Source organism: Marinobacter shunpengi (assembly GCF_045449715.1).
Taxonomy (GTDB): Bacteria; Pseudomonadota; Gammaproteobacteria; order Pseudomonadales; family Oleiphilaceae; genus Marinobacter.
Genome location: NZ_JBJJLA010000016.1, coordinates 22265 through 38114, shown reverse-complemented (window position 1 = coordinate 38114; position 15850 = coordinate 22265). Strand labels below are relative to the sequence as shown.

At 63.3% G+C, this 15850-nt stretch carries 16 protein-coding genes; 8 read left to right on the top strand and 8 right to left on the bottom strand.

Translation table 11 applies throughout. The features are described from left to right. Positions 1-2: 2 nt before the first annotated feature. Genes holA through leuS form a run of 3 tightly spaced genes read right to left on the bottom strand, consistent with a single transcriptional unit; the run spans position 3 to position 4177 of the window. Positions 3-1004: a DNA polymerase III subunit delta gene (gene holA / locus ACJO3T_RS10480; RefSeq protein ID WP_406964147.1), complete on the bottom strand. Its 1002-nt coding sequence runs from the start codon at positions 1002-1004 to the stop codon at positions 3-5. After that, on the bottom strand, positions 1001-1558 hold the full coding sequence (locus tag ACJO3T_RS10475; protein WP_406964148.1) for an LPS-assembly lipoprotein LptE: 558 nt from the start codon (positions 1556-1558) through the stop codon (positions 1001-1003). The genes holA and ACJO3T_RS10475 overlap by 4 nt, the downstream gene beginning before the upstream one ends. Positions 1559-1591: 33 nt before the next feature. Continuing rightward, positions 1592-4177: a leucine--tRNA ligase gene (leuS, locus tag ACJO3T_RS10470; protein ID WP_406964180.1), complete on the bottom strand. Its 2586-nt coding sequence runs from the start codon at positions 4175-4177 to the stop codon at positions 1592-1594. A 227-nt stretch (positions 4178-4404) separates the two neighbouring features. Between leuS and ACJO3T_RS10465 the strand changes: the two genes are divergently transcribed. From ACJO3T_RS10465 to ung, 6 genes are all read left to right on the top strand, one after another. Further along, on the top strand, positions 4405-4962 hold the full coding sequence (locus ACJO3T_RS10465) for a zinc ribbon-containing protein (RefSeq protein ID WP_406964149.1): 558 nt from the start codon (positions 4405-4407) through the stop codon (positions 4960-4962). Between the two features lie 124 nt (positions 4963-5086). Continuing rightward, positions 5087-5911, top strand: coding sequence for a hypothetical protein (locus ACJO3T_RS10460; RefSeq protein ID WP_406978446.1), 825 nt, complete (start codon positions 5087-5089; stop codon positions 5909-5911). Further along, a complete protein-coding gene (locus ACJO3T_RS10455; protein ID WP_406964152.1) occupies positions 5908-6414 on the top strand; it encodes a pilin in 507 nt (168 codons plus the stop codon). Before ACJO3T_RS10460 ends, ACJO3T_RS10455 begins: the two co-directional genes overlap by 4 nt. A 120-nt stretch (positions 6415-6534) precedes the next feature. Next, a protein-coding gene (gene prfB / locus ACJO3T_RS10450; protein ID WP_406964153.1) for a peptide chain release factor 2 occupies positions 6535-7630 on the top strand; the annotation gives its coding sequence in 2 pieces (ribosomal slippage) (positions 6535-6606 and positions 6608-7630; 1095 coding nt in all). A gap of 54 nt (positions 7631-7684) precedes the next feature. Continuing rightward, on the top strand, positions 7685-9217 hold the full coding sequence (gene lysS, locus ACJO3T_RS10445) for a lysine--tRNA ligase (RefSeq protein WP_406964154.1): 1533 nt from the start codon (positions 7685-7687) through the stop codon (positions 9215-9217). Positions 9218-9220: 3 nt separating this feature from the next. Continuing rightward, the gene (gene ung / locus ACJO3T_RS10440) at positions 9221-9955 is read left to right on the top strand and encodes a uracil-DNA glycosylase (RefSeq protein WP_406964155.1); all 735 of its coding nucleotides are present in this window, start codon (positions 9221-9223) and stop codon (positions 9953-9955) included. Positions 9956-10075: 120 nt separating this feature from the next. Here the strand turns inward: ung and ACJO3T_RS10435 are convergent, their stop codons facing one another. The 5 genes from ACJO3T_RS10435 to nadB form a co-directional block, all read right to left on the bottom strand. Continuing rightward, positions 10076-10909, bottom strand: a complete 834-nt coding sequence (locus ACJO3T_RS10435) for an HDOD domain-containing protein (protein WP_406964156.1) — start codon at positions 10907-10909, stop codon at positions 10076-10078. Between the two features lie 76 nt (positions 10910-10985). After that, positions 10986-11981, bottom strand: a complete 996-nt coding sequence (gene ygfZ, locus ACJO3T_RS10430; RefSeq protein ID WP_406964157.1) for a CAF17-like 4Fe-4S cluster assembly/insertion protein YgfZ — start codon at positions 11979-11981, stop codon at positions 10986-10988. Continuing rightward, on the bottom strand, positions 11971-12492 hold the full coding sequence (locus ACJO3T_RS10425; protein WP_406978445.1) for a hypothetical protein: 522 nt from the start codon (positions 12490-12492) through the stop codon (positions 11971-11973). Before ACJO3T_RS10425 ends, ygfZ begins: the two co-directional genes overlap by 11 nt. Beyond that, positions 12476-12736 (bottom strand): FAD assembly factor SdhE, encoded by a 261-nt coding sequence (locus tag ACJO3T_RS10420; protein ID WP_406964159.1) that lies wholly within the window; start codon positions 12734-12736, stop codon positions 12476-12478. The genes ACJO3T_RS10425 and ACJO3T_RS10420 overlap by 17 nt, the downstream gene beginning before the upstream one ends. Before the next feature lie 46 nt (positions 12737-12782). Continuing rightward, on the bottom strand, positions 12783-14387 hold the full coding sequence (gene nadB / locus ACJO3T_RS10415) for an L-aspartate oxidase (protein WP_406964160.1): 1605 nt from the start codon (positions 14385-14387) through the stop codon (positions 12783-12785). A gap of 214 nt (positions 14388-14601) precedes the next feature. On the opposite strand from nadB, the gene rpoE reads away from it, so the two are divergent. Together rpoE and ACJO3T_RS10405 are read left to right on the top strand one after the other, a co-directional pair. Further along, complete coding sequence (rpoE, locus tag ACJO3T_RS10410) at positions 14602-15213, top strand: RNA polymerase sigma factor RpoE (protein WP_406964181.1); 612 nt, start codon at positions 14602-14604, stop codon at positions 15211-15213. Then, positions 15210-15809: a sigma-E factor negative regulatory protein gene (locus ACJO3T_RS10405; RefSeq protein WP_406964161.1), complete on the top strand. Its 600-nt coding sequence runs from the start codon at positions 15210-15212 to the stop codon at positions 15807-15809. Before rpoE ends, ACJO3T_RS10405 begins: the two co-directional genes overlap by 4 nt. The last annotated feature ends 41 nt before the right edge of the window (positions 15810-15850 follow it).

Below are 15850 nucleotides of genomic sequence, written 5' to 3'. Positions count from 1 at the left end.
GCTTACTGCCGTAGTAAAGCCGCCAGGTTGGACAGATGGTGCCAGGGCGGCAGGTCACCAAAGCCTTTGGCGGCCCGGTCGGCGTCACTGCACAGGTTCAGTGCCTGATGCAGGCGGGCGGCGTTCAGCCGGCGGGCAGCCTGCTCAATGGCCCTGGCCCGCTGGGGCTGGAATACGCCGTTTTTCTTCAGGAAGTTTCCGGGCACCTCCCGCTTTTTCATGGCCTGCTGCAGTTCCAGTGTCATGTTGATATCCCGCACCAGCATGGCCAGCAGGCCCAGGGGATTCTCCCCTTCCTGCCTCAGTGAGGTGATGACTTTCTGGGCGTGGGAAGCCCGGCCCGCCAGCAGGTCGGTGATCACCTCGAAAATATTGAAGCGGGCGCTGTACTGCACCGCGTCCTCCACCACATCCTCGTTGATCGTCTTGTCCCGTGTCAGCAACTCCAGGCGGTCCAGTTCCTGGCTGGCGGCCAGCAGGTTGCCTTCCAGCCGTTCCGTCAGCAGATCGAGGGCGCCCTGGGTCAGGGTCAATCCCCGGGACCGGGCCCGCTGCTGCAGCCAGCCACCGAACTTGTCGTTATCGATGGGCCACACCGTCACATGGACCCCGGCCTTCTGCATTTGCTTGTACCACTTGCGTTTGGTTTCCGCAGCATCCAGGCGGGCACTGATCAGCAGCAGGAGGATATCGTCGGCGGGTTCCAGAAGGGCCTGTTCGATCACATCGCGACCGTCCCCCAGCTTGCCGGAAGGCAGGTGGATCTCGATGCGGCGGCGTTCGGCAAACAGCGACATGGCCCCCAGCTCATCCCGTACCGAACCCCAGTTGAGGTGCTGGTCGGCATGGTAGACCTGGCGGTCGTTAAAGCCGGCGTCCCGGGCTTTGGCGCGGATCTGGTCGCAGGCTTCCTGTACCAGCAGGGGTTCGTCCCCGGACACCAGGTACACTGGCGCCAGGGATTTCTCCAGTGCCTGTGCCAGTTGCCCGGGGTTGATCTTCATTGTGACGGCTTCTGCTGCTGGTCTTTGGTGGCTTCCAGGATCTCGTCGATCCGCTCCTGGTCGAAGGACACCAGCCGGTAACCGATCTGTCGTACCAGGTTGTCGTAGAGCTGACGTTCAATCTCCTCCCGCTCCCGGCGCTTGGCCAGCACGCTGGTGGAGTCGAAGCGATAGCTCTGGGAGGCACTGACCTCGGTTTCCGGTAGCAGGGGAATGCCCTCGCGGGTCTGCAGGACCACGCTGACGGTCTGGCGCAGCTCGTACTCCGCCGCTTCTGCCTGGGCGGTGATGGCGCTGGTACGCTGGTTCTGGCGGAAGTCGCCCAGCAGGAGCAGGTGGGCGGCCTCTTCCCGGCTGTCGGCGAGTTGCACGTCGCCAATGGTGAACTGGGACTTCAGCGAGTTGCACAGTTCCGTGGGAACGCCGTCATGGCAACCAACCCAGATGGGCTCCAGGGCGGATGGCACCGGTGAGGCGCCCCGCAACTGGAACCCGCAGGCACTGACCAGCAGGGTCAGCAGGGCAAGGGTGCTGGCGTGTCTGAGCTGTTTCATTGCCGTCTCCCGGGACTGACCTGTCGGTACCTGTTAGTTGGCAACCACGTTGACCAGTTTGCCTGGTACCACGATGACCTTGCGTACCGTCTTGCCTTCGGTAAAGCGGGTGACGTTGTCGTGCTCCAGGGCCAGTTTCTCCAGGTCGGCCTTGTCGATATCCGCGGGCACATCGGCCTTGGCGCGCACCTTGCCGTTCACCTGCAACACCACCTGGATCTGGCTGCGTACCATGGCACTTTCATCGGCCACGGGCCAGTGTGCGTCCACCACCGGCTCCTCATGGCCCATGGCTTGCCACAGGGTATGGCAGATATGGGGTGCGATGGGGGAGAGCATCAGCACGGCGGCGTCCAGGGCTTCCTGGATCACGGCGCGGTCCTGCTCGTCCTTCGGCTCCAGCTTGGCCACTTCGTTAAGCAGCTCCATCACGGCGGCGATGGAGGTGTTGAAGGTGAGGCGGCGGCTGATGTCGTCGCTGACCTTGGCAATGGTCTCATGGGTCTTGCGGCGCAGGTCCCTGCGGGCGTCGGTCAACTGCTCCACGTCAATGGCCGCCACCGGGCCTCCGCCAGTATGCTCGCGCACCAGGCGCCACAGGCGTTTGAGGAACCGGTTGGCCCCTTCCACGCCGCTGTCGGACCACTCCAGGGACTGCTCGGGGGGAGCGGCGAACATCATGAACAGGCGAACGGTATCGGCCCCGTACTGGTCGATGATGGCCTGGGGATCGATGCCGTTGTTCTTGGACTTGGACATCTTGGTGACGCCGCCGATCTCCACCGGCTGGCCGTCTTCCCGATGCACGGCCTTAACCACCTGACCCTTGGTGTCCCGCTCGACGGTGACATCCGCCGGGGCGATCCAGGTGGTCTTGCCGGCGTCGTCGGTGCGGTAGTAGGTCTCCGCCAGCACCATGCCCTGGCACAGCAGGCGGTTGAAAGGCTCGGAACTGGTCACCAGGCCCACGTCCCGCAACAGTTTGTGGAAGAAGCGGGCGTAGAGCAGGTGCAGGATGGCGTGCTCGATACCGCCGATGTACTGGTCCACCGGCAGCCAGTAGTTGGCCGCAGACGGGTCCAGCATGCCCTTGTCATAATTGGGGCTGCAGAAGCGGGCATAGTACCAGGAGGACTCCATGAAGGTGTCAAAGGTGTCCGTCTCCAGGGTGGCCGGTTGACCATTGTAGTCGGTTCTGGCCCACTCCGGGTCCGCCTTGATGGGGGACTGTACGCCGTCCATCTCCACGTCCTCCGGCAGGCGCACCGGCAGCTTATCGTCCGGTACCGGCATCTCGGTGCCGTCTTCCAGGGTCATCATGGGAATGGGCGCGCCCCAGTAACGCTGGCGTGATACGCCCCAGTCCCGCAGGCGGTAGTTGACGGTGCGCTTGCCAATGCCGTTCTTTTCCAGGTGATCGGCGATGGCCTCGAAGGCCTCCTCGCTGGTCAGGCCGCTGTAGCTGCCGGAGGATACCAGGGTGCCTTTCTCGGTGAAGGCCTCTTCCTGGACATCCAGCTCGCGGCCGTCGCGGGCGGCAATCACCTGCTGGATGGGCAAGCGGTACTTGCGGGCGAACTCATGGTCCCGTTCGTCGTGGCCCGGTACGGACATCAGGGCGCCGGTACCGTAGTCGGCGAGCACGAAGTTGGCGACCCACACCGGGATCTCTTCCTGGGTGAGGGGGTGGATGGCCTTGTGGCCGGTGTCGATGCCTTTCTTTTCCATGGTCGCCAGCTCGGCTTCGGCCACCTTGCTGTTGCGGCACTCCTCCACGAAACGGGCCACGTCGGAGTGCTCCTCGGCAGCCTGCTTTGCCAGGGGGTGCTCGGCGGACACCGCCATGTAGGTGACACCCATCAGGGTATCCGGACGGGTGGTGTACACGGTCAGACCATCGTCACGGTCCTTGAGCGGGAAGGTCAGCTCGGTGCCCATGGACTTGCCGATCCAGTTGCGCTGCATGGTCTTGACCTGTTCCGGCCAGTCTTCCAGGTCATCCAGGTCGTTGAGCAGTTCCTCGGCGTAGTCGGTGATGCGGATGAACCACTGGGGAATCTTCTTCTGCTCCACCACGGCGCCGGAGCGCCAGCCACGACCGTCCACCACCTGCTCGTTGGCCAGAACGGTCTGGTCCACCGGGTCCCAGTTGACGGTGGACATCTTCTTGTAGACCAGCCCTTTCTCGTACAGGCGGGCGAAGAACCACTGCTCCCAGCGGTAGTAGTCCGGGTCGCAAGTGGCCAGTTCCCGGTGCCAGTCGTAGCCGAAGCCCAGTTGCTTGAGCTGCTGCTTCATGTAGTCGATATTGGACCGGGTCCACTTGGCAGGAGCGGACTTGTTGGCAATGGCGGCGTTCTCGGCGGGCAGGCCGAAGGCGTCCCAGCCCATGGGCTGCATCACGTTCTTGCCCTGCATGCGCTGGTAACGGGAGATCACGTCGCCAATGGTGTAGTTGCGCACGTGGCCCATGTGCAGCTTGCCACTGGGGTAGGGGAACATGGACAGGCAGTAGTACTTGGGTTTGCCGGGCTCCTCCTTCACCGTGAAGGTGTCGTTGTCTTCCCAGAATCTGCGGGCATTCTGTTCAACATCGCGGGGATTGTATTGCTCGTCCATTCCTGCCATTGCCGTGCGTTACCTTGTGTCGAAAGGGGTGTAGGGCCCCTGTCAGAAAAGTGTTGTCAAATGGGCCGGACATTCTAACGTACTGCAGGCGCAACAGGTAGCCTGCCGGTGAGAGCGGTCCGACCCGCTCCCGGGGGCTGCGCGCCCCGCGTGATTCCGCACTTGTTCGGTGGCCCTGATGTGCCACACTGAAAGAAACCCGGTAGCGAGGAGTTGCCATGACCGAGCAGGACAAGAAACAGCAGCCAAAACAACTGTCTGAACAGGCACTCAAGGCCTATGACCGGATGCTGGAGCGGGTGGAGGCCCGACTGGCGGAGACCGAGGAACGGACCCTGGAGACCCTGCGCGAGGAGATCGACGATGCGGTGGAGTTCGAGACCGAGCTCAAGCGCCTGACCCGGGACGAGGCCAGCCTGCTGGCCGCCTACCTGCGCCGGGACCTGGAGCACCTGGTGACCTATGTGGAAGGCACCGGCGAGGGCCTGAAGGAATGGCTGCAACTGGACCTGTCACTGCTGGAGCACAAGCTGGCGGACATGCTGTTCTCCATCGCCGACAAGACCCGCCTGGATACCCTGGAGCTGGACCAGAAGCTCCACAACGAGAACGTCACCCATTACCTCTCCGGCGAGGTGGCCACCGCCGGTATGTTTCGCTGCCTCAATTGCGGCCACATGAAATGCCTCACGGCGACCAGCCAGATTGCCCCCTGCGAGGCCTGCGAGAGCCATTACTTCGAGCGGGTGACGGGGCAGTGGCCGGAACGGGAGTAGTGGTGGATGTCCGGGGACTTCCGGTTAACCCGTAGCGGTATCTGTGACGACAGATACTGAACTGCAGGCTGCTTTGCGATAGCATGCAGCCTTCCACCTTTTTCTTCCGGGAGAGTTGCCACCCATGGACTGGGACCGTTTCCATTTCCTCTGTCGTCACTACCAGGCCTCGCCCGGTCGTCTGCTGCCGGGTGGCACCGATTGTCACCAGGAGGGAGAGCTGACAGCGTTCGGTGCACCCCTGCCGGCCCGGTCACTGGGGGCGGCATCGTTGCGGCGTCTGCAGGGGCTACCTCCCGATACGGCCGAACCCCTGCTGAGCTGGTACGGCGAACAGGATTTCAGCCCCATCCTGGCGCCGCCGCCCCGGGTGCGCGGCGTGCTCCTTTATCTCAGCGCCCTGTCGCTGGTCCTGGGCTTCATGATGGCGATCTACCACTTGGTGGTGCTGCCGCGCATGCGGGAGTTCTATACCAGTGTCGAGGTGCCCGGCACCGCACCGGCGTTTGCCATGATCGAGCAGGGTAGCGCCCTGCTCGGTGTGGTGGTTGTCCTGCTGGTCCTGGTCTGGCTGCTTGCCTGGCAGGTCCGGCGCCTGTACCGGTTCCCCGCCTCCGGTGCCGACAGCCTGGTATTGCGATGGATGCCCGGGGGTATCGGCAGGCGTTATCGGGAACTGGCGGACCTGATCCAGGTGCCGGTTGCCCATGCCGTTGGCGAGTCGCCGGGCAGCGCGACCGCCCGGGAATACCTGGCCTGTTGTCAGGGCCGGGTTCCGGGACCTGACCTGCCACGCCTTATCCGGCGTCAGGCGGAAGCGCTGGCGCGCAGGGTGGTCCTGTGTCTGCAGGTTGCGGTCGCGCTGGTTGGCGTGCTGATCGCCCTGGGCATCGGGCTGTTCCTGGCAGGCGCATACTCACCCATCTTCTCAACAGGAGCGATTGTATGAACAGGAAGGTTCGGGCTTCCCGGGGGTTTACCCTGATCGAGCTGATGGTGGTGGTGTCGATTATCGGCATCCTGGCGGCCATTGCGCTGCCCCGGTACCAGGAGTACATCCAGCGGGCCCAGATGGCGGAGGCCCTGAGCCTGTCAGCCCCCATCAAGGAGGCGGTCAACAGTTACTACCGGGAGTACCTGGCGTTTCCGGAGGACAACAGGGCGTCGGGAGTGCCGGCTCCGGAGCTGCTGCCGTCCAACTATGTAACGGGCGTTGAGGTGGCGGAAGGCGCGATCCACATCCACCTTGGCAACAAGATTGGTGCCCCCCTGCAGGGCAGTATCCTGACCCTGCGGCCGGCACGGGTCGACGGCAGTCCCGTCAGCCCCATTTCCTGGCTCTGCGGCTACGATACCCCGGTGCCGGGAATGAGTGCGGTGGGGGAGAACCGTACCGATATAGCCCCCGAACTCCTGCCTCATTCCTGTCGCGAGCGTCGGGTTCAGGGGTAGGCTGAACTGACGCCAATTTTCCGGTAGAATTCCGCCTCTGTTTTCAGGACCCTCCGGTATGGCGTCGATGCTGTTTCCGGGGGTTCCGCAATGCCATTGACCATAACGAGTAAGGGCTCCATGGAAATCAATCCTATTGTTACGAAGATCAAGGAACTTCGTGAGCGCACTGAAGCGCTCAGGGGGTATCTTTGACTACGATCAACGTAGTGAACGCCTGACCGAAGTCGAACGCGAGCTGGAGCAGCCATCCGTCTGGGACAATCCGGACCGGGCCCAGGCCCTGGGCAAGGAGCGCGCGGATCTGGAGCTGATTGTCCGCACCATCGACAACCTCACCACCGGCCTCGACGATGCCGACAGCCTGCTGGAAATGGCTGCCGAGGAAGAGGACGAGGGCACGGTAGCCGATATCGAGTCCGATCTGGACGCGCTGGACAGGGAGCTGGAAAAACTCGAGTTCCGCCGCATGTTCTCCGGCGAGATGGACGCCAATAACGCCTACCTGGATATCCAGGCGGGCTCCGGCGGCACCGAGGCCCAGGACTGGGCCAACATGCTGCTGCGCATGTACCTGCGCTGGGCCGAACGCCGTGGCTTCAAGGCCGAGATTGTCGAGCTGCAGGAGGGCGAGGTTGCTGGTGTCAAGAGTGCCACCATCCATATCCAGGGCGACCATGCCTATGGCTGGCTGCGCACCGAGACCGGCGTGCACCGCCTGGTTCGCAAGTCGCCGTTTGATTCCGGCAATCGCCGTCATACGTCGTTCTCGTCTGTGTTTGTATCGCCAGAAGTGGACGACAGCTTCGAGATAGAGATTGATCCCTCGGACCTTCGGGTGGACGTGTACCGGGCATCCGGCGCTGGTGGTCAGCACGTTAACCGGACGGAGTCCGCAGTGCGTCTGACCCACAACCCCACAGGTATTGTAGTGGCCTGTCAGGCTGGTCGCAGTCAGCACCAGAACAAGGCCCAGGCCATGAAGCAGCTCAAGGCCAAGCTGTTTGAGCGTGAGATGCAGGAGCGCAACGCCGAGAAGCAGAAGCAGGAAGATGCCAAGTCCGACATCGGCTGGGGCAGCCAGATCCGCTCCTATGTGCTGGATGATGGCCGCATCAAGGACCTGCGAACCAAGGTGGAAACCAGCAGTACCCAGAACGTACTGGATGGTGATATCGACAAGTTCATCGAAGCCAGTCTGAAGATGGCGCTGTAACCAGCGCCGTCTCAATCGTATTAACCCGGAAACCCCGACCTATTGTGAGCCAAAATGACTGATCACAACCCGAACGCCACCCATTCCGAGGACAACAAGCTGATTGCCGAGCGCCGGGCCAAGCTGGCCGAGCTGCGTGAGGGCGGCAATCCGTTCCCCAATGACTTCCGCCGCGATGCCACTGCCGCCGAACTGCAGGAGAAATACGGGGATAAATCCAAGGAAGAGCTGGCGGAAATGGGCATCCAGGTGGCCATTGCCGGTCGCATGATGCTTGATCGCAAGGCGTTCAAGGTGGTCCAGGACATGACCGGCCGTATCCAGATCTACGCGTCCAAGGACGTGCAGAAGGATACAAAACAATGGGACCTGGGGGATATCGTTGGTGTCCGCGGCACCCTGTCCAAGTCCGGCAAGGGTGACCTCTACGTGACCATGGACGAGTATGTGCTGCTCACCAAGTCCCTGCGCCCGCTGCCGGAGAAGCACAAAGGGCTGACCGACACCGAGGCCCGCTACCGTCACCGGTACGTGGACCTGATGATGAACGAGGACAGCCGGCGGGTTTTCAAGGCCCGCTCGAAGATCATCAACGTGATGCGTCAGTACTTCACCGAGCGGGACTTCACCGAGGTGGAGACGCCCATGCTCCAGGTCATCCCCGGCGGTGCCACCGCCAAGCCGTTCGTGACCCATCACAATGCCCTGGGCATCGACATGTACCTGCGTATCGCCCCGGAGCTGTTCCTCAAGCGCCTGGTGGTGGGCGGTTTCGAACGGGTGTTCGAGATCAACCGCAACTTCCGTAACGAGGGCCTGTCCACCCGTCACAACCCCGAGTTCACCATGGTGGAGTTCTACCAGGCCTACGCCGACTACAACGACCTGATGGACCTCACCGAGGACATGTTGCGCACCATTGCACAGAAGGTACTGGGCACCACCACGGTGACCAATACCCGTACCCTGGCGGATGGCACCGAGGAAACTGTTGAGTACGATTTCGGCAAGCCCTTCGAGCGTCTCACCGTGGTGGACGCCATCCTGCGCCATAACCCGGACATTACCCGGGAACAGCTGGCGGACGATGCCAGCGCACGCCAGGTGGCCAAGGATCTGGGCATCCAGCTGAAGCCGGGCTGGGGTCTGGGCAAGGTGCAGATCGAGATTTTCGAGGCGACCGCCGAGCATCGTCTGATGCAGCCCACGTTCATCACCGATTACCCGAAGGAGGTGTCGCCCCTGGCCCGCTGCAAGGACACTGATCCCTTCGTCACCGAGCGTTTCGAGTTCTTCGTGGGTGGTCGCGAGATCGCCAACGGCTTCTCGGAGCTCAATGACGCCGAGGACCAGGCTGAGCGCTTCCTGGCCCAGGTGGCGGAAAAGGACGCCGGCGACGACGAGGCCATGTTCTACGACGAGGACTACGTCATGGCGCTGGAGTACGGCCTGCCGCCCACCGCCGGTGAGGGCATCGGTATCGACCGCCTGGCCATGCTGCTGACCGACTCCGCGTCCATCCGCGACGTCATCCTGTTTCCGGCCATGCGCCCGGAGCATAAGGCTGGCCACGGGCAGGAGGAATAAGTCATGACCCCGGCCGAAGGACTGGCGCAGCAACTCCGGCCCGAGCGGGGCTGGGGCCAGTGTCTTGCCGACGAATTCCGCCAACCCTACATGGAACAGTTGGCGGAGTTCCTGGCCAGTGAGGAACAGGCCGGCAAGGTGCTGTTTCCGGAGAGCCGGCATTGCTTCAACGCCCTGAACAGCACGCCGCTGGATCAGGTGAAGGCGGTGATCCTGGGGCAGGACCCATACCACGGTCCGGGGCAGGCCCATGGCCTGTGCTTTTCGGTGCGGCCCAATGTGCAGGTGCCGCCGTCGCTGGTGAATATCTTCAAGGAAATCCAGGATGACCTGGGCATTGCGCCGCCGGATCACGGCTGTCTGCAGCCCTGGGCCGAGCAGGGTGTGCTGCTGCTCAATGCTGTACTGACGGTGGAGCAGGGTAATGCTGGTGCCCATCAGGGCAAGGGCTGGGAAACCTTTACCGACAGGGTTATCGAGACCATCAACCAGCGCCGCGAGGGCGTGGTGTTCCTGCTATGGGGCAGCTACGCCCGCAAGAAGGGCCGCATCATCGACCGCAACCGTCACCTGGTGCTGGAAGGTCCGCACCCGTCCCCGCTCAGTGCCTACCGTGGTTTCTTCGGCTGCAAGCATTTCTCCCGCGCCAACCAATGGTTACAGGAGCAGGGCCAGACGCCCATCGACTGGTCGCTACCCAGCAAGGCGGAGCTGCTGGAGCGTTACAGGAAGAGGTAGAGGGTGCTGGAGACCGGACAGTGGAGTGGGGGCGCTCCCACCTCTCCCCAACGAGGGAGAGGGCCTGGGAGAGGGCGCGCAGGGCGTCGGACGCAGAGTGGGAGTCCGGGGGCTCAAGCGTTACTTCAGTAACGCCATGGCCGCTTCCATCTGGGCGTTCAGGTCTTCCTCCTCACTCATGTCGAGGTTCGGATCCAGGCCCAGGCGGTCGAAGGCGGTGACGGTGCTCCAGTCCATGTCGTTGACCGGATGGTCGGTGCCGGCCAGCAGTTGCAGGTTGGCAACCATCACCAGGTCGGCATAGTCCGCCGACGCCACCTGGCGCTTGTAGTTCTGGTATTCCAGGGGAACCATCTGCAGCTCTTCCGGGAAATCCCATTTCCTGAGAATGGCGGCGCCGATACGCGGATGGATCTCGTCCACCACGTTATCCAGCATCACGCTGCTCACCTGGACATCATTATCTTCCACATAGCGCAGGATGGGCAGCACGCCGATCAGGTGTACCAGACCCCCCAGGGTGGCCTGGTCCGGCTTCAGGCGGGTGTATTGCTGTGCCAGTACATGGCAGACGCCGGCCACTTCGGTGCTGGTTTGCCAGGTGGCCCGCAGGCGCTTGTCGATCATATCCGTGGTGGCCTGGAACATCTGCTCCATCGCCAGGCCCATGGCCAGGTTGCTGGTATAGGCCATGCCCAGGCGACTGACTGCCATGTTCAGGTTCTCGATGGCCCGGGAGCCCCGGAACAGGGGGCTGTTGCAGACCCGGATCAGGCGGGCGGACAACGCCGTGTCATTGCTGATGACCTTGGCCAGATCCATGATCGAGGAGTCTTCGGCCTCGGCGATGTCGCGTACCTGCAATGCCACTTCCGGCAATGTCGGCAGGATCAGCTTGTCGTTCTCGATGGCCGTGAGTATCTCGCTGCGAATGGCGTCAACAAATTCGGACATAGTGTGTCTGGGTTCCCGATCGTATTGATATTAATGGTCACTGTTATAGCAGAATGCGCCAGCTTTTCCTGTCACCTTATGTATCCGGGGACTGCTCGGCGGGCTGTTCCCGCTCAGGTACGGCATAGGGTAGCGGCAGGATGGTCAGGGGCTGGCCGGTGGCTTCCAGGTTCAATCCTGCATCGGCTGCGGCGTGCTTGATCACCGCCAGCAATTGAACGCTGCCGTCATCCAGTGACACGGAACGCACCACCTCTCCCACCGGCTTGCCATCGGCGACGATACTGCTCCCGGGTGCCGGCGCCTCTCCCCCGGGGGCGCTCAGGCGATAGACACTTTTCTTGAGCTGCCCCAGGAAGTGCATGCGGGCAATCACTTCCTGGCCGGTGTAACAGCCCTTTTTAAAGTGAATGCCATCCAGGTGTTGCCAGTTCAGCATCTGGGGTACCCACTTCTCCCGGGTGTCGGCATCCAGCTCGGCAACGCCCGCGGCAATTTCGCTGGCATTCCAGTCCGCCAGGGTGGCGTCCCCGAGCTGTTCCAGTCTTGCCTGTACTGACGGGGCTGCTGCGGATGGCAGCCAGAGTTCGAAACGGGGCAGGCCCTCGGCCGTGGGCTGGGTCCGGATCAGGTGCCCGTCGCCGAGGGCCATCGTTCCACCGGGTTCGGTGGGCAGGGTGGTGTCGTCCAGGAGGGTCCTGGCGGACTCCTCGCCGAGCAGTCCGATGACCTCGCCGCTGTCCAGCCGCTCCATGGAAGTGCCTCGGAACAGCATCAGGTACTTGTTCAGGTGTCTGGATACGTCGTCGGCAATGGCCGTCGGCATGGTCAGCAGGATGTCATCACCGTCCCTGACCAGCCGGGTGAGCAGGTAGGCCCGGCCCTTGGGCGTGCTGGCGGCGGCCCTGGGTGAGTAGCCGGGGCTCACGTCCGCCAGGTTCTGGCTCATCTGCCCCTGCAGGAAATCGTTGGTACCGGGGCCACTGATGCGGAACAGGACCCGGTCGGAGAGATGGGCCGCAGCCGGGAGTACCGGCTGTGTTCGGGCGAGGGGTGTGGCGTCAGTGGTCATGGGTCTTGCCTCCGGGCCATGGGTGTTGCGTTGGGTTTGGTTGTACGGTGGCAGCATTGATGGGGGCGGGTGCCTCCGGCATCAACCTCAGCCAGGTCCTGAATCGCCTGAGGGCGTCGGTCGGCGAATTGCCCCGGGATGCTTCCGGCACCAGTACCGCTTGCAGCCGTTGACCGCCGGTAACCGTGCGTAGCGCCAGGAACAGGCTCTGGCCGGATAGCCGGCTGTCCGGCAGCACATGGACCTCGGTTCCGGTCTGGTCTGCCAGGGTGGCGAACAGTTGGGGCCCGTGGACGGTCAACCGGACCACCGCCTGGCGGTGACCGAGGGAGCCGCACCGGCGCCAGCGGTCCACCGCTCCCAACCCCGCCAGGGGAGACAGTATCGCCACCCAGGGCAGGCCGCTCCAGGCCATCACCAGTGTTGCCAGCAATAGCAGAAGCCAGGGGCCCGCCGCAGCCAGGCCAGCAACCCGGCTGGGGGACAGGGACAGGTCAATCCGGTTGTACACGGTCCAGGATCATGCGCACGATGCGTCGCAGGTCCGGATCTTCCGGTTCACTGCGTTGCATGAACCATTCGAACATGTCCGTGTCCTCACAGCCAATCAGCTTGTGGTAGCGCTGCTGGTCTTCCTCCGGCAGGGAGGGGTAGGCCTGCTCCAGGAAGGGGAGTAGCAGGACGTCCAGTTCCAGCATGCCACGGCGGCTGTGCCACCACAGGCGATTGAACTCGGGGTTACTCTTTTCGGACATTGATTCAGTGCTCGCTAGGAAATGGGGCGCAGGCCGGGACCTGCGCTCAGGGTGATGCAATCCGGTACGTTGTCGGCACCAGCACCGTATCTTCCGGCTCGTTCTGTAGACCCGGATGGTCCAGGGTGAAGTGAAGGCCGCGGCTTTCCTTGCGCTGCAGGGCAGAGCAGATGATCAGGTCTGACACCGTGACCAGGTTGCGCAGTTCCAGCAGGTCGTTGCTGACCCGGTAGTTGCTGTAGAACTCGCTGATTTCCCTGGCCAGCAGGTCGACCCGGTGCTTGGCCCGTTGCAGTCGCTTGGTGGTGCGTACGATGCCTACATAGTCCCACATGAAATGACGAAGTTCATCCCAGTTGTGGGAAATGATGACGTCCTCGTCGGAGTCCCGTACCTGGGACTCGTCCCAGTCCGGGGCCGGTGGCGGCGCCGGAATATCGGACTCGCGCCGGGCGATATCCGCCGCCGCGGCCCGGCCATACACCAGGCATTCAAGCAGCGAGTTGCTGGCCATGCGGTTGGCTCCGTGCAGGCCGGTAAAGGCCGCTTCGCCCACGGTGTAGAGCTGGTTGATGTCGGTGCGGGCCCGCTCGTCGGTGATAATGCCGCCACAGGTATAGTGGGCCGCCGGCACCACCGGGATGGGGTCGCGGGTAATATCGATGCCGAAGCCCAGGCACCGTTCGTGGATGGTGGGGAAGTGCTCGCGGATAAAGTCCGCCGGCTTGTGGCTGATGTCCAGGTACAGGTGATCCGCCCCCAGGCGCTTCATCTCGTGGTCGATGGCGCGGGCGACAATGTCCCGGGGCGCCAGTTCGCCCCGGCTGTCGAACCGGTCCATGAAGCGGCTACCGTCCGGCAGCTTGAGCAGGCCGCCTTCGCCCCGCACGGCCTCGCTGATCAGGAAGGACTTGGCGTGGGGGTGATACAGGCAGGTGGGGTGGAACTGGTTGAATTCCATGTTGGCCACCCGGCAGCCGGCCCGCCAGGCCATGGCAATGCCGTCACCGGAGGCACCGTCCGGGTTGGTGGTGTAGCGGTATGCCTTGCTGGCGCCACCGGTGGCAATTACCGTGAACCTGGCCCGGAACAGCTCCACATGGCCGGTGTCCAGGTTGAGGATGTAGGCGCCCACGCAGCGGTTGCCCGGCAGCGCCAGTTTGCGGTTGGTGATCAGGTCCACCGCCACCCGCCGGGACAGCAGGTCGATGTTGGCGCGGCTGGCGGCCTGTTCACTCAGCGTCGTGGACACCGCGTTGCCGGTGGCGTCCGCCGCATGGATGATGCGCCGGTGGCTGTGGCCACCCTCCCGGGTCAGGTGAAGCTGTTCGTTCTCGTCGCGGGTGAACTGCACGCCGCTGTCAATCAGCCAGCGGACGCTTTCGGACGCGTTCTCCACGGTGTAGCGTACGGCGTCCTCGTGGCAGAGGCCACCGCCAGCGGCCAGGGTGTCGGCGGCGTGCGCCTCCAGGGAATCGTCGCTGTCCAGCACGGCGGCAATACCGCCCTGCGCCCACAGGGTGGCGCCGCTGGTGATGTCGGCCTTGCTGATCACGCCCACGCTCAGGTGCGTGGGCAGGTTGAGGGCAACGGTCAGGCCGGCCGCGCCGCTGCCGATAATGAGAACATCGTATTCGTGGGACTGTGGCATGTGGTCGTTTTCGCGGGCCATAATAGTGTGGCGAGTATTGAACTAAACTTTCTGCCTGCTGTCTATTTGCCCACAGCGGAACCGACGTGCAAACCGGGGTTCAGTAAGCCCGGATTTCCGCCGCCAACTTGTGGAAGAAGCGCCTATGATCATGAGCGAGAGACGGCAGCCAGGTCCAGCGGCCCAGTTAAAGGAGGCACCCGCCGGCCCCACCATGAAACCGGACGCCGAACAGACCCGGCCCTCGGCTCCCGATGGCCAGACAGACCTTCAACTGGTGCGCAAGGCCCGGCAGGGCGACCGCTCGGCCTTTGACCTGCTGGTGCTCAAGTACCAGTCGCGGGTGGCCTCCATAATAAGCCGTTATATCTATGACTCCCAGGAGGTGCTGGACCTTACCCAGGAAACCTTTGTGAAGGCCTATCGGGCCATCGAGCGTTTCCGGGGCGACAGCGCCTTCTATACCTGGCTTTACCGGATTGCGGTGAATACCGCCAAGAATTTCCTGGAGGCCCGGGGGCGTCGGCCCCAGGGTGTGGCGGATGTCAACGATGCGGAAAGCTTCGAGGATGGCTTCCGCCTGCGGGACGTCGGTTCGCCGGAGGGGTTCCTGCAGCGGGACCAGTTACGGGAGGCGCTGGAAGCGGCCATCGCATCGTTGCCGGAAGAGTTGCGTTCCGCCTTCCTGTTGCGGGAATACGAGGGCCTGTCCTATGAGGACATTGCGCGGATTCTGGAGTGCCCCATCGGAACCGTCCGTTCACGGATCTTCCGGGCGCGGGACGCCATTGACCGCCAGTTGGGCCCGATGCTGGATAATACATGAGTGATGAGAACAGCGAGGTACAGGCAATGGATGATCGGCTAAGAGAAACCTTGTCTGCCATGATGGATGACCAGGCGGATGAGCTGGCGGTGCGTCGGGTGCTGTCCCACCACGACCAGCCGGCCGTGCGGGACCAGTGGCAACGCTGGCAACGCATCCGTGACGTGATCCATGAAACCCCCAGTGGTCATGCCGGCCTGGATGTACGGGACGCGGTGAATGCCAGCCTGGACCGATCGGCCTCGGCTGAATACAGCCACCGTCAGGCGGTACGACGTCGTCATGCACCCTGGCGCTGGTCCGCAGTCGCCATGATAACCTTCGGGGTCGCCATTGGCTTTGGCGCCGGTAGTGGCTGGGACGTCATGTCCGGCACCGGGGGCGATACACTGGTGCCGGTCCAGGCGCAGGTGCCCTCAGCTGCACCGGACTCCGCTGTGCCGCAGGTCACCCTGCAGGGGCTGGATGCCCGCCAGCGTGAACAGGTCAGCCGCTACCTGCTGGAGCACGCGCAGAACAACAGCGTGGTGGCTGGCCAGGGAGCTGTGGGTTACGCCCGCCTGACAAGCATGTCCGGTGCCGGTACGGGGTATTAGGCCTGGTCGGTGCCGGCTCGCCGGCAACATCGTTTAACCGT